Origin of the sequence: Lentibacillus sediminis (genome assembly GCF_002763455.1) — a bacterium.
Classification (GTDB): Bacteria; Bacillota; Bacilli; order Bacillales; family Amphibacillaceae; genus Lentibacillus_D; species Lentibacillus_D sediminis_A.
The window spans coordinates 18,158-39,929 of the sequence record NZ_NIXK01000010.1; the positions used below are offsets into that span (position 1 = coordinate 18,158).

The 21,772-nt window shown below is 46.0% G+C and carries 22 protein-coding genes; 9 read left to right on the forward strand and 13 right to left on the reverse strand.

All coding sequences use genetic code 11. The annotated features are described in order from the left end of the window. The first annotated feature begins 13 nt into the window (after positions 1–13). Positions 14–853, forward strand: coding sequence for an SDR family oxidoreductase (locus CEG13_RS15320; protein ID WP_100012764.1), 840 nt, complete (start codon positions 14–16; stop codon positions 851–853). A 648-nt stretch (positions 854–1,501) separates the two neighbouring features. Continuing rightward, positions 1,502–2,236, forward strand: a complete 735-nt coding sequence (locus CEG13_RS15325) for a YqcI/YcgG family protein (RefSeq protein ID WP_100012765.1) — start codon at positions 1,502–1,504, stop codon at positions 2,234–2,236. A 150-nt stretch (positions 2,237–2,386) separates the two neighbouring features. Here the strand turns inward: CEG13_RS15325 and CEG13_RS15330 are convergent, their stop codons facing one another. From CEG13_RS15330 to cshA, 7 genes are all read right to left on the reverse strand, one after another. After that, on the reverse strand, positions 2,387–2,773 hold the full coding sequence (locus CEG13_RS15330; RefSeq protein WP_100012766.1) for a nucleoside 2-deoxyribosyltransferase: 387 nt from the start codon (positions 2,771–2,773) through the stop codon (positions 2,387–2,389). A gap of 1 nt (position 2,774) precedes the next feature. Beyond that, entirely contained in the window at positions 2,775–3,650 is an 876-nt protein-coding gene (locus CEG13_RS15335) for an alpha/beta fold hydrolase (protein ID WP_239984669.1), read from the reverse strand. 22 nt (positions 3,651–3,672) lie between these two features. Further along, entirely contained in the window at positions 3,673–4,113 is a 441-nt protein-coding gene (locus CEG13_RS15340) for a hypothetical protein (protein WP_100012767.1), read from the reverse strand. After that, positions 4,100–4,627: a DUF6141 family protein gene (locus CEG13_RS15345; protein WP_100012768.1), complete on the reverse strand. Its 528-nt coding sequence runs from the start codon at positions 4,625–4,627 to the stop codon at positions 4,100–4,102. Before CEG13_RS15345 ends, CEG13_RS15340 begins: the two co-directional genes overlap by 14 nt. Positions 4,628–4,643: 16 nt before the next feature. Then, positions 4,644–6,116 (reverse strand): PH domain-containing protein, encoded by a 1,473-nt coding sequence (locus tag CEG13_RS15350; protein WP_239984670.1) that lies wholly within the window; start codon positions 6,114–6,116, stop codon positions 4,644–4,646. Then, complete coding sequence (locus tag CEG13_RS15355) at positions 6,106–6,585, reverse strand: PH domain-containing protein (protein WP_100012769.1); 480 nt, start codon at positions 6,583–6,585, stop codon at positions 6,106–6,108. The genes CEG13_RS15350 and CEG13_RS15355 overlap by 11 nt, the downstream gene beginning before the upstream one ends. A 278-nt stretch (positions 6,586–6,863) precedes the next feature. Next, complete coding sequence (gene cshA, locus CEG13_RS15360; RefSeq protein ID WP_100012770.1) at positions 6,864–8,342, reverse strand: degradosome RNA helicase CshA; 1,479 nt, start codon at positions 8,340–8,342, stop codon at positions 6,864–6,866. Positions 8,343–8,818: 476 nt separating this feature from the next. Between cshA and CEG13_RS15365 the strand changes: the two genes are divergently transcribed. Together CEG13_RS15365 and CEG13_RS15370 are read left to right on the forward strand one after the other, a co-directional pair. Then, entirely contained in the window at positions 8,819–9,730 is a 912-nt protein-coding gene (locus CEG13_RS15365) for a DMT family transporter (protein WP_100012771.1), read from the forward strand. 78 nt (positions 9,731–9,808) lie between these two features. Continuing rightward, positions 9,809–10,663, forward strand: coding sequence for a DegV family protein (locus CEG13_RS15370; RefSeq protein ID WP_100012772.1), 855 nt, complete (start codon positions 9,809–9,811; stop codon positions 10,661–10,663). A 485-nt stretch (positions 10,664–11,148) separates the two neighbouring features. Here CEG13_RS15370 and CEG13_RS15375 read toward each other — a convergent pair whose 3' ends face one another. The 5 genes from CEG13_RS15375 to CEG13_RS15395 form a co-directional block, all read right to left on the reverse strand. Continuing rightward, positions 11,149–11,856 (reverse strand): alpha/beta hydrolase, encoded by a 708-nt coding sequence (locus CEG13_RS15375; protein ID WP_100012773.1) that lies wholly within the window; start codon positions 11,854–11,856, stop codon positions 11,149–11,151. Between the two features lie 160 nt (positions 11,857–12,016). Next, positions 12,017–12,370 (reverse strand): YppG family protein, encoded by a 354-nt coding sequence (locus CEG13_RS15380; RefSeq protein ID WP_100012774.1) that lies wholly within the window; start codon positions 12,368–12,370, stop codon positions 12,017–12,019. Positions 12,371–12,473: 103 nt separating this feature from the next. Next, positions 12,474–12,737, reverse strand: coding sequence for a glutaredoxin family protein (locus CEG13_RS15385; protein WP_100012775.1), 264 nt, complete (start codon positions 12,735–12,737; stop codon positions 12,474–12,476). Positions 12,738–12,929: 192 nt separating this feature from the next. Then, positions 12,930–13,550 (reverse strand): SDR family oxidoreductase, encoded by a 621-nt coding sequence (locus CEG13_RS15390; protein WP_100012776.1) that lies wholly within the window; start codon positions 13,548–13,550, stop codon positions 12,930–12,932. A gap of 586 nt (positions 13,551–14,136) precedes the next feature. Beyond that, on the reverse strand, positions 14,137–15,039 hold the full coding sequence (locus CEG13_RS15395; protein ID WP_100012777.1) for a diacylglycerol/lipid kinase family protein: 903 nt from the start codon (positions 15,037–15,039) through the stop codon (positions 14,137–14,139). A 233-nt stretch (positions 15,040–15,272) separates the two neighbouring features. Between CEG13_RS15395 and CEG13_RS15400 the strand changes: the two genes are divergently transcribed. The 5 genes from CEG13_RS15400 (at position 15,273) to CEG13_RS15420 (ending at position 20,967) form a co-directional block, all read left to right on the forward strand. Beyond that, complete coding sequence (locus CEG13_RS15400; RefSeq protein ID WP_100012778.1) at positions 15,273–16,226, forward strand: phosphate/phosphite/phosphonate ABC transporter substrate-binding protein; 954 nt, start codon at positions 15,273–15,275, stop codon at positions 16,224–16,226. A 111-nt stretch (positions 16,227–16,337) separates the two neighbouring features. Then, entirely contained in the window at positions 16,338–17,114 is a 777-nt protein-coding gene (phnC, locus tag CEG13_RS15405; protein ID WP_100012779.1) for a phosphonate ABC transporter ATP-binding protein, read from the forward strand. Beyond that, on the forward strand, positions 17,111–17,926 hold the full coding sequence (phnE, locus tag CEG13_RS15410) for a phosphonate ABC transporter, permease protein PhnE (RefSeq protein ID WP_100012780.1): 816 nt from the start codon (positions 17,111–17,113) through the stop codon (positions 17,924–17,926). The genes phnC and phnE (CEG13_RS15410) overlap by 4 nt, the downstream gene beginning before the upstream one ends. Continuing rightward, complete coding sequence (phnE, locus tag CEG13_RS15415; RefSeq protein ID WP_100012781.1) at positions 17,926–18,726, forward strand: phosphonate ABC transporter, permease protein PhnE; 801 nt, start codon at positions 17,926–17,928, stop codon at positions 18,724–18,726. The genes phnE (CEG13_RS15410) and phnE (CEG13_RS15415) overlap by 1 nt, the downstream gene beginning before the upstream one ends. A gap of 657 nt (positions 18,727–19,383) precedes the next feature. Then, the gene (locus CEG13_RS15420; RefSeq protein WP_239984671.1) at positions 19,384–20,967 is read left to right on the forward strand and encodes a bifunctional metallophosphatase/5'-nucleotidase; all 1,584 of its coding nucleotides are present in this window, start codon (positions 19,384–19,386) and stop codon (positions 20,965–20,967) included. 38 nt (positions 20,968–21,005) lie between these two features. Here CEG13_RS15420 and CEG13_RS15425 read toward each other — a convergent pair whose 3' ends face one another. Beyond that, a complete protein-coding gene (locus CEG13_RS15425; RefSeq protein WP_100012782.1) occupies positions 21,006–21,605 on the reverse strand; it encodes a PepSY domain-containing protein in 600 nt (199 codons plus the stop codon). Between the last annotated feature and the right edge of the window lie 167 nt (positions 21,606–21,772).

Sequence of the window (21,772 nt, forward strand, 5' to 3'; positions counted from 1 at the left end):
GAGAGATAAAGTAATGAAAACAGCAATCGTCACAGGCGCCAATTCCGGAATGGGGCTGGCAACGACCATTGACCTGGCCAGAAAAGGAATCCATGTTGTCATGGCTTGCAGAAATGAAGAAAAAGGGAAAACGGCACTGGAAGAGGCCAGAAAGAAGAGCCGCACTCCCCATATTGATATGATGCTGCTGGATTTGGCTTCATTGCAAAGCGTGAGAGATTTCGTGGACGAATTCAAAACGCGGTACGACCGTCTCGATATTATCATCAACAATGCAGGCGTCGTCACCCCCAAACGCGCGGAGACAAAGGACGGATTTGAGCTGGAGATGGGAGTCAACCATTTGGGACATTTTCTGTTAACCAATCTATTATTGGAGCAGTTGAAGGAATCGGAGGACGGACGGATTGTGATTATTTCTTCCGGAGCGCACAAATGGGGCAACATTCATTTCGACGACCCCCACATGGAGAAAGGATTCAATATTTTCAAAGGCTACGGTCAGTCCAAATTGGCGAATGTCTTGTTCATGAAAGAATTGGACAAGCGTCTGCGCACGACAAATGTAACGGTTAATGCCGTCCACCCAGGTGCGGTCTCCACCGGACTTGGCATCGACCGGGAAACAGGCTTCGGCAAGGGAATCGTCCGTCTACTGCGGCCATTTTTTCAGACACCTGCAGAAGGTGCCAACACAGCCGTTCATTTAGCCGTGGACAGCCATTTACGCCATCTTTCGGGAAAATACTTTCACAATCATGATGAAGCAGCGGTCTCAAAACGGGCAGAGGATGAAATGCTAGCTAGAAGGCTTTGGGAGTGGAGTGTGCGTGAGGTAGGGTTGGGGGAGTGAGGCCTCTCACATACCCCCAGTTCTTTATTCCACTTCAATCCGAACGTCCCCTGTAAATTCGGTCCCCTAATACTAAGGTACTCCCAGCCTCCTTTTAACTGGATCGTTGCTGAATGTTCCCCAGCTCCTTTAAATAATAATTCAGGCTCAGATTCACCAGAATTCCAATAAACCTTTATTTCACCACTTTGCGCATTCACATCAGATTGAATTTGAAGTGTATCACCTGATTTTCTTTCCAACGATGTTCCGCCAAACAATATTTCTCTGCCGGAAAATCCTTGATATTCAGCCTGATAAGTACCAGCATATTCATCTACTCCAAATGTCCGTTCTCCTTGCAATGAATCGTCCTCTGTAAGAGCGCCACCCCCTGCAAAGCCAGTGGCACTTTCCCCGGCTTTGCGGATGCCATCGGTTAAAATATTTTCATTATCCTCCTCTGCTGCTCCTGTTGAGCTGCACGCAGTCAATATGCTTCATTGTACTCTCTTCCATGATTTTCTAACCTTATAAGTCTGCCATGTTAGACAGTGTTTAAATAATACCATACTTCGAAGATTACTGATTTCCATAATGTTGTGTTTCGACAAAATTAGACTGGGGTAAACCATAAGCACGAGGAAATACAATTATGGAGGCGATCGTCTGCGTGCAAAAGAACGAGATTTACTAACTAAAGAAGACTTTAAAAAACGAACAGACTTACCAAGTTGGCTTTATAAAGAATACGAAACTTTTGATGAGACGGTGACAGATAGCACGTTCCCATGCATTTTTGGAATGAGTGGCCAACAAAAAGGCGAGCTTCGCTATGCTTATATCAATCAAGACGACTGGAGTAATCTACCGTCTGCAGTAGAAGGTTTTCTGGAATTATTTAAATCTCCAAACTACAAGAGACACGGTCTTTTTGTATTTGTAGAACCTTTTGAGCAGGAAGGTTCCATTGAAGATTATCGAAAGCAGTTTTGGGATATTCTCCAATACTTGCATGAGGTTGATGAAGTTGAATGGCCAGAAGACAGTCCCCGCGATCCAGAACACTATTTATGGGATTTCCGCTTTTCTGGTGAGCCAATTTTTGTTTTCGGAAATGCTCCTGCATATAAGAAGCGAAAGACACGAGACCTTGGAAATGCAATGGTACTTGGATTCCAGCCCCGCAAGATATTTGAAGGATTAGAAGGAACCGAGAAAGGTGGTATAATGTCACGTGAAAAGGTTCGCAAACGTGTAGAAGTTTGGGATCAGCTACCGAAACATCCAGATATCGGTCACTTTGGCGACCCGACGCATCTCGAATGGAAGCAATTCTTTATTGGTGACGATATTGAACCTATTAAAGGAAAATGTCCATTTCAGCATAAATCACAAGCTTGATGCATTTTGCGAGTAATGTTATAAAAAATATTCCCTAAAGCGTTCTCGAGTTTTAACAAACTTGTCTAACACTTAGAGAGTTTTTTATGCATTTCTTTGCACAGTAATGTTGTTATCAAGGCATGGGAAAAATACTGTTCTGAAACTCTATCACTTTGCCGAAAGCAGCTTCTCAACGAAATCATTTATTGTACCCACAAATTTTTCGACTTCCGGCAAATGATAAAAGGTTGCTGTGAGCGCGAAATCATTTATTCGTTCATCCGGAGAATAGAGAAAAACGCGTTTCCCAAAACCAAGCGCCAATCCCAATTCTACATGACTTCCTTTCCCGGCCGGCAGCATAATGACAACAATATCAGCCTCTTTCACCGCATTTCTTTCCTTCTCACCTATTTCGCGAAGCATTGGAATGGAAGAAGCCTTTCCGTTTTGTGTCCAATCATACGTCTGGTTCCAGCCATTGTTTTTCAACCACTCACTGACTTCGCGAACAACAGCAATATTGCTGAAACTCGAGGCAATGTAAAATTTCAATCTATACACCTCCCCATCGAAGATCACATTTAGTCGCATGCTCCAAAAATGTTAAAACTGCACTGCTAAACTCTTTTGGATTTTCTGCATAAGAATGATGCCCGCTATCCAGCACAACAACGGTGTTATCAGGGAATTTAAAGGCTTCGTGATGCTCCGGCCCGACAGCGTGATCATGTTTTCCAGCTATAGTTAATACCGGGAGATCTATTTTTTCGGTTAAATATGTAAAATCTTGGAAGTAACCTTCTGTCGTAAATACATCATGCTGAAAAGAGGGATCTGTGTTTAACCCTTCATCCAGCTGATCCATCTCCTCTTTAATATGTTCGTCTTTAAACTGCAAATGAAAATATTTATCCTCAGCGATCAGCTGCCCCAGCATTGAATAAAACAAGTTCATAAAGGAGGGCAGATCGTTTGCCGGGGTATCGATAGATTTTGCATCTAGCATTTCATGTCCCTTTGTGATTTGATGACTGAAAGAGTCTGTTAGATGTAAGGTAGCATTGGTCAATATGATACCTCTCGTGGCTGCCGGATAACAGTGAGCGTAGTGAAGTGCAAGAATGCCGCCAAAGGAATGCCCCATCACATACCATGCTGGAATTTCCAGCTGCTTTCTGACCTCTTCTATATCATCGACTAGTCGGCCCAGCGAATAATCCCTGTTTTTATCATGTTCCGAACGGCCGCAGCCACGCTGATCGAGGTAAATCATATCCATCTGCTCTTCCAAATAGCTTCCGGTAAAATGCTTAAAAGTCTCACTCCAATAGCCAGGTCCGCCATGCAGATATATGCACGGAGTCCCTTCTCCGCTTCGTTCCACATACAGGCCAGCCCCATCGCTCATTCGCATAATCACTGTGCTCATCCCTTCCCCTAAACCATCTCATTCATCTATTCACTCGCCTAATTACTAAATAGACTGCAAACGCAATACTCAACAGCGCCACCCCAGCGACTGCCAGCATGCCACTGGATCTTCCTTCTTCATACGTGTATTCTCCATCCCGAAGCGCTTTCATAAATCTGCCATCTTCTTCCTGAATGGCGATCGCATCCTCTGTATCCACTCCTTGGATGGAAAAATATTTCGTTCCTTCTTCATAAACGTTGGAAAAGTTTCCAGTATACTGTTCCATATCCGAATAGCTCGTGACTTTTCCTATTTCACTATTTATGTCGGTTACATATTCACCGCTTACTTTATAAATATATCCGTCCCATACCACAAAGGAATATGCCCACGATGTGCCGTGGGAAGATGCCGGAAACAAGAAAACGGATAAAAAGCATAGAATTGCAGGAAGGATCCACCATTTACGATTCATCATACTCTGCCTCCCTAGTCGCATCCATCGCTTCCTTCAATTCATCCGGATTCTCAGACCCAACCACAATCTTTTCATACTTCAACCTCAGCCGAATTCCCTGCTTGCCGCTCATCGTATAGGCCGTTTCTCCATGCATATTAATTCGAAGGCCCCAGCCGCCGAAACGACCTAAGGGGCTGTAGGTGATTACTTTATCCTCACGTATGTCTTTATACAAAAAAATCCTCCAGCGCCTATGAAAAGGAGTGAAACGAATGTAGAGTCCGTCCCTTCGCACCTCGGTAACGAGTTTCGTCACCCAAAGCATCAATACAGGAAAACCAATCCCGAACAAAAGCCAGAGAAAAACCATTATTGCATCCGGCGCAGGTTTATTACCAAACGGGATACCAAACACAATCTGTTGGATAAACCCGTACCAAAAGATGGCTGCCTCCAGCATTACAAGGACCCATATCCACACCTGACGAAATCGCTGCACTTCACGATACAAAACATCCGCTTCCTTCTCCACCCAATATTCACCCCTTTTACTCTGCTGAACTACCGGGCACCTCATTTTCCTTTCTGTAAGAATACCAGTCACCCAGACTGTCAACATCCTCCTCCTCAAGCTGCGTCAGCTTGTAATGCTTTCCTGCACCAAATTTGGAGATGATCGACACCTTCATACTGGCCAGCCGCTGAAGTTTTTGCAGTTTATGCTGCTTTTTTTCAAACGCCTGCATGCGCCTATGGTAAATATTGACTGTCATTCTGCCAAACGTGCGGTGCCTGATACTCAGCCGTTTGCCTTCTACTCGGAATCCGGCATCTTTATACTGCAGGTACCCTAAAAACAAGAAGACGGCAATTAAGATCAATACTGCCCAGAAAAACTGCGGGATAAAGTACAGGACGGCTGCTCCAACGAATAGTAACGGCCAGGTTGCGTACCCCAAATAAATTTTCAGTGCCCGCTTCGGCAGTGGCTTGAACGGCTCCTCCTGGTCCGCATAATCCGGCATTAGCTCCTGCAAAAATCCCTCGACTTCCTCTTTTTTCATAATTGGGAACAGCACGGTGGAAAAGTCCTCTCCCTTATCCATCGAACCCCCGGCCACTTCGGCAAAGACAGTAGCAAACCCCAGTGGCTGGCGAATCAGGCTTTCCTGTACACCTACCGCCTGTATCCGATTCAGCGGGATCGTCAGCTGCTTTTTCTCCAGCAACCCTCTTGTAATAAACAGTTCATCTTTATTGCGGACAATAGTAAAATTCCCATATTTAATCATCGTACCGGCAATCCCCAATAGCCAAAGCACAAGCAATACGAGAATGGCCAAACCAATCATCAGCGCAATGCCTAAGCCAATCACCCAATTCATCGTCGTGTCATAAACCTCATCCGGGATAAATTGCTCGAATTGGGAGAAGAAAAATGCAAAGGCTGCAAACACAACCCCAATACTTCCGGAAGTCGTCCCGGCAATAAACAATCGTTTGAATGTGATCTTAAAAGTCGGCTGATCCTGCGGCACTACTTCTTCATCTTCTTCGGTTTGCGCCTCGACGGTCTCCTGTCCTGCTCCCTTTTTCAGTTCACTGCGCAAACGCTCTCCTTCAGCCAGCTTCACGGCTTTCAGAGACGCTTCGGCATCTGTTCCGCTCCCCGCGGTTTCAATGTTTACCTTGGTCAGCTTCAGCAAACGATGCAGGACACCGGACGTAAGGTCAATTGACTGAATGCGGTTTTTGGAAATGTACCGCTTTTTGCGAACCAGAACGCCATATTCAATCCGTAATTCCTCTTCTTCCACACGGTATGTAAACCGGTACCACGACAGAACACTCGTCGCAATCAGCACCAGCAGCAGTGCCACACCGCCCAATATGAAATAAAGGAAATACGTATCACTGAATGTAAGATAACCAAATATAATAAGAAAAATTGCTTCCCGGAGACTGCGGATAAAATTAAAAATGATTGCTGCCGGGTGCAGCCGTTTTGCCTCAGACATCATCTTCATCCACCCTTGCCAATCTGGAAATGTGGTCCCTCAGTTCGGATGCGTCTTCCTCTAGAAGTGCCGGAATCTCATGAGTTGTTGCGGCAGTGGAAATCGTCACACTGGCCAGTTGGAACCTTTTCAAAATCGGACCTTGACTTGTATCAACATGCTGGACACGAATCATTGGTACAATCGTACGGGTCACAATTAAGATGCCGTGCTGTATGTATATCTCCTGCTCAAACACTTCATAACGCCATCTGCGCCAGCGTAATTCCGGCAGCAGAAAGATAAATAAATAAGTACTCACAGCACTGATTCCAGCAGCGGTCCAGCCAATCCAGCCAGGCAAGTCAAATTCGACGATTAACCAGAACAGCCCAATGGTAATCAGCCACAAAATAGCCACATAGAGCGCAGCAGTTATTTTCCAGGCCTTGATCGCATCTCGAGCGATCGTATTCACAGGCGGCTGTCTCATTATTATCTCCCCCTTATTTTTGCTTCTACTATTATTACGAGGTAGTAAGCAAAAAGTTTCATCTTTGCAATAGGGCGTTTGATTTTATCACCCTATCTATAAACTGTGGTATAACTCCTGGCCAAGAGCGAGAACTTCAACCCAAGAGCAGAAACTTCAACCCATGTAAAGAGAACTTCAACCCGTGAACGAAATCTTCTGCCCGAAAAAGAGCCTTACAAAATATGTACTAGAAAAAAAGCTCCTGCATAAGAGGAGCTTTTGTTCATGCTTATTTCTTAATCACGATTCCGGCGTTTCTGGTAGTTCCCTTTGCGGTTGCGTCCGCCTTGGTTTCTTCCACCTTGATTGCGTCCCTGGCCGCCTCGCTTGCCACCATGGAAACGTTTATTGTTGGAACGACGATGCCCGCCACCGCTCTCTTTTGCTTTCTTCACGCTGACTGGTGCCACCGAAGAAATTTTCACCGGTGTGTCACGGCGTTCTTTGGTCAATAGCTTCAGTGCTGCAGAAATTACCGAGATCGAATCGTTTTCCTCGAGCAGTTCATTGGCCGTCTCATGATAGGATTTCAAATCATTTTGCTCGATCGTTTTTTGAATCTTATCAACGGTTACCTGCTGCTGGCCTCTTTGCGCATCCTTGTTAGTTGGAGGCATCAGGCGGTTCATCTTGCTTTTTATTGTTTTCTCAATCAGCTTAAGATGAGCAATTTCTCTTGGTGTAACAAAGGAAATTGCCTCCCCTGTGCGTCCGGCTCTTCCGGTACGGCCAATACGGTGTACATAGCTTTCCGGGTCCTGCGGAATGTCAAAATTATAGACATGGGTAATGCCGCTAATATCCAATCCGCGTGCCGCTACGTCGGTCGCGACAAGGACATCCACCCGGCCGCCTTTAAATTTATTCAACACAGACATCCGTTTACCTTGAGTCAGGTCGCCATGAATGCCTTCAGCACGGAATCCTCTGGCCTGCAGCCCTTCAGCAATTTCATCCACACGTTTTTTCGTTCTGGCAAAAACAAGGGCCAGTTCAGGTGCATGGATATCCATATGATTATTCAAGGTGTCAAACTTGAATTTCTCCGGAATCTCGACAAAAGATTGATCGATGTTTTCCACGGTCATTTGTTTCGCTTTGACCTTGATTTCTTTTGGTTCGTTCATCAAATTAGTCGCAATGTCGCGGATTTCTTTTGGCATTGTCGCAGAGAACAACAGGGTTTGTCTGTCATCCGGGATCCCTTTTAAAATATCGCGGATATCATCGATAAAGCCCATGTTCAGCATTTCGTCTGCTTCATCAAGAACGGCTGTATGCACATTATCAATACGGATCGTTTTACGGCGCATGTGGTCTAAGAGTCTGCCTGGTGTAGCCACGACGATTTGCGGGCCATCCTTCAATGCACGGATTTGCCGTTCCATATGCTGTCCGCCGAATACGGCCAATGCCCGGATGCCGCGAAATTTGGCCAGTCGGTTAATTTCTTCTGCTACCTGGATGGCCAGCTCGCGGGTTGGCGCTACGACCAGCCCTTGAATTTTTCGTTCTTTGGGGTCAATTTTTTCGATCATCGGTACGCCAAATGCGGTGGTTTTCCCTGTACCTGTCTGTGCTTGTCCGATTACGTCATTCCCCTCCATCGCCAAGGGAATGGTTTCTGCTTGAATTGGTGTCGCTTCTTCAAATCCCATTTTTTCCAATGCTTTCAATATGGGGCTTGAGACACCCAGTTCATTAAATGTTGTCACCTATACGTCTACTCCTTCTTCTATTTTCTTTGGCAGAATGGTATCTGCCGGTGTCAGCCACGGCCTTTTTTTGCCGGAATGAACCGGCGAGTTCGCCATGCTGCTTTGGAATTAATTCGCAGAAGAGGCCTTAAATTTATCACGTTCTTTTTCACGCAGCTAAATGGAATGATGCTGAATTCATCTATATTTTGCTGCAAGCAGCCCGGCTTGCTCTTTTTTCGCAATTAAACGCTGTAAAAACCCTGGCTTGCCGCCAAATTTTGTGGCGGCAGTCAACGCCTGTACTTATGCAGAATAAGAAAGTCTATACTTTTCATCTGCCAAGAGGCCTCACTCGAAAACTCATGTTTCATCATAACACATAATTTCCGCTGAGACTAACTCTGAAATGATTTTTTGTCCGCCACGTGGTAAAATGAAACCCGTTAATGCAAAACAAGTTCTTACTTAAAATAGATCGAAGGAGGAATGACATGCGAGTCCCTCCGTTCAACCCATATGCCGCCGTTGTGATTGGTGTGATTTCTGTTTCATCCTCGGCCGTACTGGTGAAATTGGCGGACAGCGCGCCCGCAGGCATTATTGCCAATTACCGGCTGCTGTTCGCTGTTTTAATCATGCTGCCGCTTATTCTTTTAAAATACCGGCATGAATTTCGGCTGATCAGCAAAAAAGACTGGCTGCTGTCCGCCCTTGCCGGTGTGTTTCTGGCTCTGCATTTTATTCTCTGGTTTGAATCGTTAAATTATACATCTGTCGCAAGCTCGGTAGTGCTGGTTACCCTGCAGCCGATCTTTGCTTTTCTGGGCACCTATTTTTTGTTTCAGGAACGATTTACGTTTGGTGCGATCATCAGCATGCTGATCGCGCTGTTTGGCAGTTTCATCATTTCCTGGGGAGATTTTCAAATAAGCGGAATGGCTTTATTTGGAGACATGCTGGCACTGCTCGGTGCGATTGCGGTTACCGTTTATTTCCTGGCAGGTCAGAGCGCGCGGCGCAACCTGTCACTCATTACCTATACATTTGTTGTTTATGGCGTCAGTTCAATTACTTTGATCCTTTATAATTTGATCCTGGGCAATGCATTCTTCGGTTATCCGGCAGACCATTGGTGGATCTTCCTGACGCTGGCGATTTTCCCGACCTTTTTTGGCCACACCTTATTTAACTGGGCATTGAGATGGTTGAGCACCTCGACCATTTCCATGGCGATTGTGTTTGAACCGATCGGCGCCTCGATTCTGGCCTACCTGATTCTTGGGGAAGTTGTTACCTGGCCGCAGCTGCTTGGCGGTACGATTGTGATATTCGGCTTGTTCTTATTTGTGTTGAGTACGACCAAAAAACGCAATATCACCATTGCCAGGAAAGAAGGAGACTAGCAACATGGCCATACCTTTACTGTGTTATAATGGGAGAAAGATTAAAACGTCAAGCCTATAAGGAAAGCGGGGGAAGGCATGGAAATTCAATTGATGACAGACAGCGGCGCGGATATTCCAAAACGCCTGCAAGAAACATTGGATGTGACCGTGGTTCCGCTGTATTTGCATTTTAAAGATGGAACTTACAAGAGTGGTGTCGACCTGGATTTGCCCGGTTTTTACCGGAAAATAAGCGAGGCAAAAGAACTGCCCAGCTCTGCCGCCCCGAGCCCGAACGATTTTTACGAGATATACAAACAGGCAGATGCGTCCAAGCCGATTATTATGCTTAGCTTGTCCAATGGCCTGAGCAGTACCTATGAACACGCCGTGATGGGGAAAGACATGCTGCTGGAAGAAGAGCCCGGGCGGCAGATTGAAGTGATTAACACAAAAACTGCCTCGTGCGGCATCGCGCTCCTCCTCCATGAAGCAGGCAAAAAGCTGGAAGAAGGGCTTTCCTTTGAAGAGCTTGCTGCCCATTTGCGAGAGCGGGTGGAACAAACGTCTACGCTATTCGTACTGAAAACACTGGAAAACCTAATTTTGGGCGGTCGTCTGGACAGAATGAAAGGCACACTTGCCAAAACGCTGAATATCAAATTGCTAATGCGTGCAAGCGACGAGGGCACCATCGAAGTAACTGAAAAAGTCCGAGGTGATAAAAAATCGATCCGGCGGTTTATCGAGCAAATCGGCGAATACACACAAAACGTGGAAGACAAAGTTATCTCGATGACCCACTGCCAAGCAGAAGACCGGGCCAAAAATGTTCTGGCAGCCATCCGGGAAAAATATCCGTTTAAAGATGCCTATTTGACAGAAATGGGGCCGCTGATTGCTGCATACGGCGGTGAGGGTGCGTTGGTTATTTCGTTTTTCAAGGATTGATGATGGCTTTTCGGAAAGCAAATGCACTTTACTTTCCAACGAAATGAGGCGGATATTCATGGCTGAAAATAAACCGACCAAGGCGGAAGAAATCTTTGGGGAGTAAGAAACTGAAAATCATCCATTGGACATTTCGGATGGGAAATCACTGCGAAATGTCCTTGAGAACGCTTCTATTGGACATTTCTGCCGGTAAATCATTGCGAAATGTCTTTGAGAACGCCTCTATTGGACATTTCTGCCGGTAAATCACTGCGAAATGTCTTTGAGAATGCTTCTATTAGACATTTCTGCCGGTAAATCACTGCGAAATGTCTTTGAGAATGCTTCTATTAGACATTTCTGCACGGAAATCACTGCGAAATGTCTTTGAGAACGCTTTTGTCGGTCTTTTCTACCGGGGGATTCACCCCGAAATATTCGCGATGCCTTAAAGTGACGTTTCATATTATAGTTTACCCTAAGTAAAAAGCAAAGCCCGCTCTCTACGAGGCAGGCTTTGCTTTTGCTTTGGTCAGGAACTCATATACCATGGTGTTTAACGTATCTTTGTCATCGCCGAGACAGATGAGATGACGGGACCGTTCAAAAAAGACTACTTCCTTTTGCTCGGAAGTGATTTCTTTGTCCAGGTAGTACGCAGTCTTATAGGGGACCATTCCATCCAGCTGACCCTGGGCGATCAGGACCGGTGCAGTTACTTTCTTCAAATACTTTCTGGTGAATTTCACTAATTTAAGAAATTCCAGATTGGCCTTGAGCGGAACATTTCCCGCTTTTTTCCGGTAATGTGTATAAAATTTATTCTTATCCAGATTGCCTCTCATGCCATCCGCGATGACAGAAGCAAAGTCAAGGCTCATCTGTTTTAAGGATAAAAATTTACCGGAAGGGGCCAGGAGCACCAGATTATCCACCTTATACTTGGCCGCCAGGTAGGAAGCAATCATCCCGCCCATCGAAAAGCCAATCAGGTAAATTTCATCGTAATGCTCGGCCATTTGTTTTAAAGCTTCTTCTGCTTTTTCGATCCATTTTTGATACGAAACGTTTTCCAGATTTAAGTTTCTTCCGTGACCAGGCAATGTCGGAACATCGATATGCCAGTTGGTGCGTTCTCTCAGATAATCCGCCAGGGGGCCCACTTCATATGGACCTCCCGTATAGCCATGAATGATCAAACAACCAATCATCGTCCATTTCTCCTTGTTGCATACATGTTGTAATCTCTCATCATTTATCCCAGATGCCGCTGCCTGGCGTTTGCAGCACAAATTGCTGTGTTCCGGCATGATGTTAGCATACGTTTTGCCGGGATGCTTTATACGCATGTCCCCGAGCTGGCTAACGCGGTCAGCGGAATGCTTTTATCAGTGTGTTGACCTCTTTGATAATCGGGGAAACCTGGTGGTACGTGCCTGCCAGTTGCCCCACCGTCGCCAGCATTTTATCAAAATCAATCTGTCCACCTTTGGCCGTTTGCGATGAAGCAGAATAGGGCTGCTCCAAGGCTGCGAAACTTTGACTGGGATCCGGCCAGTATTGCGGCTGTTCTGGTTTGGCAAATTGTTCATATGGTGTTTTATACGTCATCGGCCCATGAAACGTAGTGTGAGTATGAGGCTGCATCGGTTCGTATGGAATATAATGGTACGGTGCTTCGTTATGGGGTATGGACCAATGATAATAAGGATGATGGTGAATCAATGCACACCCTCCTTTTCGGCATTCTTTCAAGTAAGCATTTACTATTACAGGTTATGCTGCCGAGACACTGGATGTGCGAAAGATCAGGACATCATTACTTCCATTACCGGTACGGGAAACTGCCAAGTCCCAGGCTCTGTTCCAGTTTATTTTTCTGGAATCCCAGAATCGCCTGCCGGTACCCTTCAATAAAAGTGGCCGGGGTTCCGTAAATGCCCTGATCCTGCAATTCCTTCTTATATTCTTCATTATCCGTGATATTTTTTTCTTTATAGGGAATTTCCCATTCATCCATCTGCTCAAGCAATGCAATGCATTGTTCGTTGTCATTGCCTGTATAAATGGTTACTGTTTTTTTATCATTCATTGTGTCGCCTCCTTGATGCTAAACTTTCGTTATAAAACTATATACCCAGGCTTTTTTATAGATAAACCTTATTTGTAACCTTTTTGTAACAAAACCTTTACATAAATTACTGAAAAAATAATCCCGCCTCTCCTAAAGGAAAAAGCGGAATTATTTCTGAAATAGTCAAGAATTGAGCCCTCATTAAATCAATTACAACTCAGAAATTGCTGTATCTCCTTCGATCAGTTCCCATTGTTTGTTTGCCGCTTCCGGTTTTCCGGCAAGGTGCACCAGGACAGATGCAACGTCCTCACGGGGAATCTGCCCGAACGATGCTTGTTTTTTCTCCAGGCTGACTTTTCCGGTCCCCGGATCGTCGGTCAGTCCACCCGGACGTACAATCGTGTAGTCCACTCCCGAGTTTTTCAGGTACACATCCGCACGGTGTTTTGCATAAAGGTAATGTTTGATTTTTTCTGCGTCTTTCGGATTGTCGGCTCCCATGGAACTAAGCAGGACAAAGCGCTCGACTTGGTTTTTTTTCGCCAGATCGATTGCCTCAATTGCCCCTTCCTGGTCAATGATAATCGTTTTATCCGGGCCGGTGTTCGGACCGGAACCGGCAGCGAAAATTACGGCATCTATCTCGTCATACGCTTTTTCAAAATCCTTCTCCAGATCTGCGAGCACGGTCTGTACTCCCATTTCTTCAAATTGGGAAAGCTGCTCTTCCTTACGTACCATAGCTACCGGCTCATGTTCTGACGCTTTTAGTTTTTCAACTGCCTGCTTTCCGACAGAACCATTTGCTCCAATGACTAATACACGCATATTATCTTCCTCCTCTGTTTCTCCATAGAATGTATCCGCTGGGAGGAAATTTAAAACCTCTTTTTATGAAGGACTCTATTCGTATGTTCTGTTGCTTATTTATTTCGTGGTTGATGAAAAATGCGACATAGTGCTTGTTGATTTCCGCTGCGGCCGGTCGCTTTCCGCGGGCATGGCTTCAGCCTCGGGCTAACAGGGTGTTAGTCATGAAGGCGTCTGAGACAAACAGTATTCGATGGGACGAGTAATCGCGGTCCAGGACTTCGCGATTTAAGCCTTCCGTCCCTTAACCAGACTCTTGTTTTACCACAGGAGTCTGTCCCTTTGCTCCAATCAACCAGATACAGAGTGGGTAACTGTTGTTTGTTTTTAAGAGGCACATCCCCCAGCGGAGGAAATACCCGTAGACTCCTGCGGGAAGAAGAGCTTAGGCGAGACCCCGCAGTGCGCCAGCACAAGGGGGATCGGCAGCTTCCCGGAAAGCGAAGGGTATTTCCGCAGCGGCAATTTATAGATATTCTCTCAAAACAACAAGCGGTTTTCGATAGGGCGAATAATCTCAGTCCCAATCATTTAGAAAACAACCTTATGAAAAAGCCGGAGCCTGGATTAGCTGAATGTGGCCAGGCAGCACCTCGATTTCTGCAGGGGTGCTGCCGGTGATTTCCCCATCCATATCCACCGATTTCGGGTGATCAGCAGCCACCGTTAATTTATCTGTCTGAAAATGCTCAAGATCGCTCAGCTGGCTTTGTTCCGTATTCGGATTATTCATAGACAGCAGCTCACGGAAAGTGGCAATCGTGGAGTCTTTGACGATTAACACATCAAATTTCCCGTCTGACGGGTCAATCGTCGGGACAGGCAGCTCCCTTGTCCCGAGAAATTTCCCATTTAAAACAATCACCATGACCGCTTCTCCTGTGTAGGTCTGTTCTCCTGTGGTGATTTCATAAGGAAAGGGCTCTGTCTGGCTGACCGTGCGGAGCGTGCTCATAATATAGCTGAAGACACCAAAGCTTCTCTTTTGATCATCGTCGATATTTTGCGACGTGTCGGCAACCAGACCGATGCCCCAGAAGTTCAGGAAGTATTTCTCTCCTGTTTTCCCGATGTCGATAGCAGTGGGTTCACCACGCACAATGGCATAAGCCGCCTGCTCCAGCTGCTGCGGTATGCCAAGCATTCTGCTGAAATCATTGGAGGTCCCGCCTGGCAAGATAGCCACTGCCGGCCGTTTTTCCAGTGGAGCAAGACTGTTGATGCAGGCATTCACCGTTCCGTCGCCGCCAAGAATGATGAGAATGTCAATATCTTTAGCAAATGTCCTGCAGGATTCCTGCGCCTCTTCCTCCGATGCTGTTTGGATGACGGTAAGCTCCTTAATGGCCTGGGCCAGTACAGGCAGGGTAAGCTTGAGATTTTGCTCTATGTTATTGTTTCCAGCGTTTCCGTTGTAGAGGAATAATCCTTTTCTGTATTTTGGCATCACGATTCTCTCCTGTCTCTCCATAGTTATACCCTTTCCTAAACATGAAAAACCCGGCTTAAGCAAGCTCTCCCTATGACATGTGAACATAGTTTGACATTAAGTCATACTGTTCCTACGAATCTGATATAATTTTTTTGTAAAAAAACCAAAAATAGACTAGTATTTTTCCCCCAGATAGTATTTAATATAGGAGTAAGACATAATACATTATATTACATAGGAGGGTCAACATGAAGAAGTTTTACAGTCTGCTGCTCATCTTGGGTTTGGTCGTATTATTGGCTGCCTGCGGCGGTTCGGGTGAAGAGGACGCAGCGAGCGGTGATGCCGGTGCTGAAGGTGAAAGCACAGAAGAAAGCGAAGGAATGATTCCCGACACACTGGTTATTGGGTTTGTGCCATCCCAGGATTCCGAAACAATTGCTGATACGGTTGAACCTTTAGCCGAGCGCCTTGGCGAGGAACTGGGAATTGAAGTACAAGGTCAGGTTATGACGAACTACAACGCATTGGTTGAAGCAATGGGCGCCAATCAGGTCCAAGTCGGTTTCATCCCGGCATTCGGCTATGTTTTAGCGAATGAGCAGTATGGTGTGGAAGTTATCCTGAAATCGATTCGTTACGGTTCCGGCACATATAAAGCACAATACCTGGTACGTTCCGATTCCGGAATTGAAAGCCTGGCAGATTTGGAAGGCAAAACATGGGCCTATGCCGATCAGGGTTCCACTTCAGGCTATCTTTTTCCGGCTAACCAATTAATGCAGGAATTCGGTTATGAAACAGCGACAGAATTACAAGAGGATTTCTTCGGCGGCGTGGTTCAATCCGGCGGCCACGACAACTCAGCTATTGCTGTATATGAAGGGGACGCAGATGTCGCTACCACATTCGATGATGTTCGTACAGAACTGGAAGAAGAATATCCGGACGTCATGGAAGAACTGAGCGTGCTTACTTACACGAATGAGATTCCAAACGATACGATTTCGGTTACAAAAGAACTTGATGACGAATTCGTTCAGCAAATCAAAGAGGTTTTCCTTTCTTTCAATGAAGATGAAGAGATGATTCAGATTATGAATGATGTATATAACTGGGATGCCATTGACGAAGCAACGGACGAAGAGTATCAAGTTGTAAAAGACGTGTACCAGGAGTTCAAAGACAACATTGAACTATAAGATCCATCGATAACATAATAGCACATTGACTAAAGGGGAGCGCATACTCCCCTTTTTTCCTAATGCCCGGGGTTATTCCGGCACCAACCTATATTGGAGGAAATATGGATTATGATTGAATTTAAAGATGTGGGCCTCGTTTATCCAAACGGTACCGAAGGCTTAAAAAATATAAATGTTACCATTAATGATGGAGAGTTTGTCGTCATTGTCGGCTTGTCCGGGGCCGGAAAATCCACCTTCATCCGCAGCATTAACCGGCTTGTGACACCTACTACTGGTTCGCTTCAGGTGGATGAAGAAGATATTATTGGCTATCACAGCGGGGAGCTCCGCAAACTGCGCACAAAGGTTGGCATGATTTTCCAGAACTATAATCTGGTAAAACGCTCCAATGTACTGAAAAATGTGATTGCTGGAAGGCTCGGCCATACCGGAACATTTCGTTCGGTCCTCAACTTATATAAAAAGGAAGACGTCGGCCTGGCCTATGAGAGTCTGAAGCGCGTCAATATTGAAGAAAAAGTTCACAATCGGGCAGATGAACTGAGTGGCGGCCAGCAGCAGCGCGTTAGCATCGCCCGTGTGCTGACGCAACAGCCGAAATACATATTAGCGGACGAACCGGTGGCATCTCTTGATCCGCCTACTTCTCATCAGGTAATGACCTATTTGAAAAAGATCAATAAGGAAGATAACATTACCACGATTGTGAATCTGCACTTTATCGATATGGCAATGGAATATGCCGACCGGATCATCGGTATGCGGGCGGGTGAAGTGGTGTTTGACGGCCCGGTTTCCGAAGTGTCAGAGCAAACATTTGAAGAAATCTACGGCCGTTCCATCCGCCAAGATGACTTGCGCGGGGGGGCAGAGGAATCGTGACAAACGAAAAAAATCCGGTAACCCAAGGGAAAACACCGTCCATTTATCCGGCAAAAACAAAGAAGCAGGTTACGATCATCTTTTTCGCCGTACTGGCAGTTTATTTATTCAGCATGTACTGGACCCAGCGGGAAATGGTTGGCGGAATTGATGGTGCGCTTGGCAATATGTTTAATGTTATCAGCAAATTCTTCCCGCCGAACTTCGCTGTCCTGCCGGCAATTTGGGATCCTATGGTAGAGACGATCCAAATGGCGATTATCTCGACGACGGGAGCGGCAATTGTGACCGTGCCGCTGGCTGTTTTGGCAGCTGAAAACATTACAACATACCGGCCGCTTTATTTTGCATCAAGAACATTCTTGAATATTTTGCGGACGATCCCTGACCTGGTCCTTGCCGTTATTTTTGTTGGCTTGTTCGGCATCGGTCTGTTCCCTGGTATCCTGGCATTATTCATCTTCTCTATAGGGATTTTAGCGAAATTGATCAGTGAAACAATTGAAGCGGTGGACATGAACCCGCTCGAAGCCATGCGCGCTTCCGGGGGAAATGTCTTCCAGGTGATCTGGTATGCCCTGGTTCCACAGGTCTTGCCGCAGTTCACCTCACTGACTTTGTATGTGTTTGAAATCAATATCCGCGCCTCCGTGGTATTAGGACTGGTTGGTGCTGGCGGTATTGGCCTGATTCTCGATCAGCAGCTCGGTTTTTATAATTACCCGAATGCCATGGCGATCGTAATTCTTATTTTTGCGGTCGTATTGATTATTGAGTATATCAGTAATAAATTAAGGGAGGCATTAATCTAATGGCAGATTATCAATTACCTCCAAAACCAAAGAACTCAGGCGTTAAAATGGCAAAGCGGATCGTTATTGCTGTTCTGATTGTCCTTATGTATGTATGGACCTTTGCCAGCATCGATATTGACTGGGCACGGGCCATCGAGCGGGCAATGGATAACTTCCAGCGGGTCATTCCTGAATTGTTCAGTCCGGACTGGTCGGCAGCCGGTGAAGTTTCTCTGGCAATGCTTGAAACGGTATTTATCGCCTTTGCCGGGTCCCTGATGGCTGCCATCCTGGCTGTGCCAATGTCCTTTTTGGCTGCATCGAATATGATGGGCGGGAAAATTTTCTCCGCAACAGGGAAATGGATTCTTTCCGCCGTCCGTGCGTTTCCTGAGTTGATTCTTGCTATTCTGTTCGTGGTTGCTGTCGGACCGAATGCGTTCGCCGGGGTGATGGCAATCGCCATTGGCTCCACCGGGATGCTTGGTAAAATGTTCTCGGAAATTATCGAGTCGATCGACATGGAAGTAGTACGGGGCATGGAAGCGAATGGCGCCAACAAAATTCAGGTGCTGTTTTATGCCGTCATGCCGCAAATTATACCGGAGTTCCTATCCTTTGCGATCTATCGGTTTGAAGTGGACATCCGGGCATCGTCCATCCTCGGTATCGTCGGTGCCGGCGGTATCGGTACGATGATCATCTTCGCTTCCAACAACCGGAACTGGAACGAAATGGGCATGATCTTGCTGGCAATCATTATTGTCGTTACGGTGATCGACTTTACATCAGCCAGAATCAGACGTAAAATAGTATAAAGCGAAGCCCCACTGTGGTGGGGTTTTTTGTTTGTGTCGTGGGTGGGGATGAACAGGAGACTGCATGGAGTCGAGCTCCCCCTAACCAAGAACATTAACTATGGCTCTATTCGTAAGTTTCGTTGCTTATTTATTTCATAGTTGATGAAAACTGTGACATAGCACCTGCCGCTGCGGAAATACCCTCCGCTAGGTGATGAGCTTTGCACCTTCATCCCGTTTATTTACCGCTTGTTTCATTCAAAAAACAGCTATCCACATTTTTGATGGTTGATTGAAGCGGAGGGCAGCCGACTCCTGGGGGAAAGCACGAGTCTAGACCTGAGCAGGAAGTGGCAAAGGATGGAAGGCTAAAATCGCGACGTCCTGGGACTGCGCGTAAATGCTCGTCCCACCGAAAACCGTTTGTCTCAGGCGCCTTCATGACTAACATCCTGTTAGCCCGAGGCTGAAGCCGTGCCCTAAGGTGCGCGGCTGCCCGCAGCGGAAATCAACGAGCACATATGTCGAATTATCCTTTGTAATACCAGAGTTAAGTTAAGTCACGGTTTATAGATTTTATCAAAAAACAACATTCTATTTAGAAAACAGCCTTACCTATAAAAAATACTTACTGCAACAACTTCAGCAACAACAACAAGAAAGGATGTACCAATTTTGCAACGCAATCATACAACTCTCACTATTCTTTACACCAGCGATGTTCATGGTCACGCCATGCCAATTTCCTATGGCACCAATCAGCCAGCGAGTATTGGGCTGGCACGTTATGCAACAGCAGTAAAATCCACCCGTTCCAGCCGGGAGCAGGTGCTGGTGCTTGATAATGGCGACTTAATTCAGGGCACACCGCTGATGACACATTATGTGAAGTCCCATACAGATAAGGAAAATCCGATGATCGGGATTATGAACCAAATTGGCATTGAAGCCAGCGTGATCGGCAATCATGAGTTCAATTTTGGCAAAGGCATTTTGAATAATGCCATAGACCAATCTCGTTTCCCCTGGCTGTCGGCAAATACACTGGACAAAACTTCTCAAGAACCGTATTATGGACCGCCATATATTATCAAAACACTGAATAATGGTGTCAAAGCAGCCATCGTCGGCGTGACGACTCATTATATTCCAAACTGGGAATCACCTGCTCACATTGAAGGCGTGCAGTTTGCCGATGCTTTTTCCACCTTAAAAAAACAGGTGGAGGAAATTCGCAGCAAGGAACGGCCGGATGTGCTAATTGCCATGTATCATGGCGGATTTGAGCGCGACCTGGAAAGCGGTGAACCCACCGAGGAGCTGACCGGGGAAAATCAGGGTTACCAAATGGCGATGGAAATTGACGGGATTGATGTCCTGCTAACCGGGCATCAGCACCGTAAATTGACCAACTTTCTTCGTGATGTCCTGGTCGTTCAGCCCGGAAATAATGCGCAGAATTATGGAGAAATCCAGATCGAGCTGGAGCAGCAGGATGGCAAATGGACCATAACTGATAAACAGGCCAGCCTGCAGCCTCTAAAAGATGTGGAAGCCGCTCCGGAAATTCTCGATTATATGGAAGAGATGGAGACATCCACTCAGGGCTGGCTCGATCAGCCGGCAGGGTATATTGACGGGGATATGACGATTGCCGATCCACTGAAAGCACGGCTGGCCAAGCATCCGTTTATTGAATTTATCCAAAACGTGCAGATGGAAGCCAGCGGTGCGGATATTTCAGTGACTTCCCTCCTTAATAACAACTCAACCGGCTTTTCCTCTGTTGTGACCATGCGGGATATTGTCGCCAATTATATGTACCCAAACACATTGGTCGTACTGGAATTAACCGGGGCCGATATTCTTGCAGCCCTGGAAAAGAGCGCGGAATATTTCATGCTTGATGAAAACGGAGAAATTACGGTGAACCCTGATTATGTGGAGCCTAAACCGCAGCACTATAATTATGATATGTGGGAAGGCATAACGTACACGATCAATGTTGCCAAACCAGTCGGCTCGCGGATTGAAGATGTTCGCTATCAGGGAGAGCCACTCGAGGAAAACCGAACTTATAAGGTCGTGTTAAATAATTACCGTGCATCCGGCGGCGGCAATTACATCATGTTCCAGCACAAACCCGTTGTGAAAGAAATTCAAAAAGACGCCGTTGCACTGATTTACGGTTACTTTGAAAAATATGGCACTGTCAAAGCTAAGGCAACCAGGAATTTTACTGTTATCGCGGAAAGCTGATATTAAAAAAAGAAGAGGCCGGGCAGCCTCTTCTTTTTTTAATCATCATCGTTGTCATCGTCGTCTTGATCTTCTGTATCAACATCTACTTCCCATACTTCTCCGGTTCGTGCGTCGATTTCAATTTCTGCCTCTTCATTTCCATTGACCAGCTCGATTTCATACTTATACCGGTCGTCGTCTTCATCCAATTCCAGTTCAGTGATTTTCCCGGAGAATTCACCCTTGGCAATCTTCCCTGCTTCCTCGGAGCTGATCAGTTCGCTTTTGTCCACGCTATTGTTGTTCTGGTCATCACGGTCATCATCTCTATCATCGCCCCCGTCATCACGCTGATTCTCATTCCGGCCATTTTGATCCTTGACGCGTTCGTTTAAAACTTCTCCGGTTGCTGCATCCATTTTCAGTTCAACTTCTTGATCTCCGTCTTCCACTTCCACCTCATAGACTCTGCGGTTTTGTTCTTTCTCCAATTCCAGCTCGGTAATTTCTCCGGTATATTGCTCCCCAACCATTTGCCGGATATTATCGGCGGATAATTCCCCTTCCTGTTGATCGGCGCTCGTCTGATAAACTCCCCCCACCAGCAGCACAGCTCCTGTCAGGGCACCGGCAAATATCATTGATTTCTTTTTCATGATTGTTTCCTCCTTTTCTTTGATACTCTTATCATAGCCGCCGCGTATGAAAAGAAGCTGTGAGCCAGATTAGAATTTGATTAGAAAACAATTTGTTTTCCGTAATCTTATCCCCTTATTATTAAAAGCAAGGATATTGTGGTGCTTCCGCTGAATAATGCCCCGCT

Excerpts from the sequence above, each read along its gene's own strand:
- CEG13_RS15320 (WP_100012764.1), top strand. The coding sequence starts at position 14 with ATGAAAACAGCAATCGTCACAGGCGCCAATTCCGGAATGGGGCTGGCA.
- CEG13_RS15335 (WP_239984669.1), bottom strand. The coding sequence starts at position 3,650 with ATGAGCACAGTGATTATGCGAATGAGCGATGGGGCTGGCCTGTATGTG.
- CEG13_RS15340 (WP_100012767.1), bottom strand. The coding sequence starts at position 4,113 with ATGATGAATCGTAAATGGTGGATCCTTCCTGCAATTCTATGCTTTTTA.
- CEG13_RS15350 (WP_239984670.1), bottom strand. The coding sequence starts at position 6,116 with ATGATGTCTGAGGCAAAACGGCTGCACCCGGCAGCAATCATTTTTAAT.
- CEG13_RS15355 (WP_100012769.1), bottom strand. The coding sequence starts at position 6,585 with ATGAGACAGCCGCCTGTGAATACGATCGCTCGAGATGCGATCAAGGCC.
- CEG13_RS15365 (WP_100012771.1), top strand. The coding sequence starts at position 8,819 with ATGCGAGTCCCTCCGTTCAACCCATATGCCGCCGTTGTGATTGGTGTG.
- CEG13_RS15370 (WP_100012772.1), top strand. The coding sequence starts at position 9,809 with ATGGAAATTCAATTGATGACAGACAGCGGCGCGGATATTCCAAAACGC.
- CEG13_RS15375 (WP_100012773.1), bottom strand. The coding sequence starts at position 11,856 with ATGATTGGTTGTTTGATCATTCATGGCTATACGGGAGGTCCATATGAA.
- CEG13_RS15385 (WP_100012775.1), bottom strand. The coding sequence starts at position 12,737 with ATGAATGATAAAAAAACAGTAACCATTTATACAGGCAATGACAACGAA.
- CEG13_RS15390 (WP_100012776.1), bottom strand. The coding sequence starts at position 13,550 with ATGCGTGTATTAGTCATTGGAGCAAATGGTTCTGTCGGAAAGCAGGCA.
- CEG13_RS15395 (WP_100012777.1), bottom strand. The coding sequence starts at position 15,039 with ATGCCAAAATACAGAAAAGGATTATTCCTCTACAACGGAAACGCTGGA.
- CEG13_RS15400 (WP_100012778.1), top strand. The coding sequence starts at position 15,273 with ATGAAGAAGTTTTACAGTCTGCTGCTCATCTTGGGTTTGGTCGTATTA.
- phnC (WP_100012779.1), top strand. The coding sequence starts at position 16,338 with ATGATTGAATTTAAAGATGTGGGCCTCGTTTATCCAAACGGTACCGAA.
- phnE (WP_100012781.1), top strand. The coding sequence starts at position 17,926 with ATGGCAGATTATCAATTACCTCCAAAACCAAAGAACTCAGGCGTTAAA.
- CEG13_RS15425 (WP_100012782.1), bottom strand. The coding sequence starts at position 21,605 with ATGAAAAAGAAATCAATGATATTTGCCGGTGCCCTGACAGGAGCTGTG.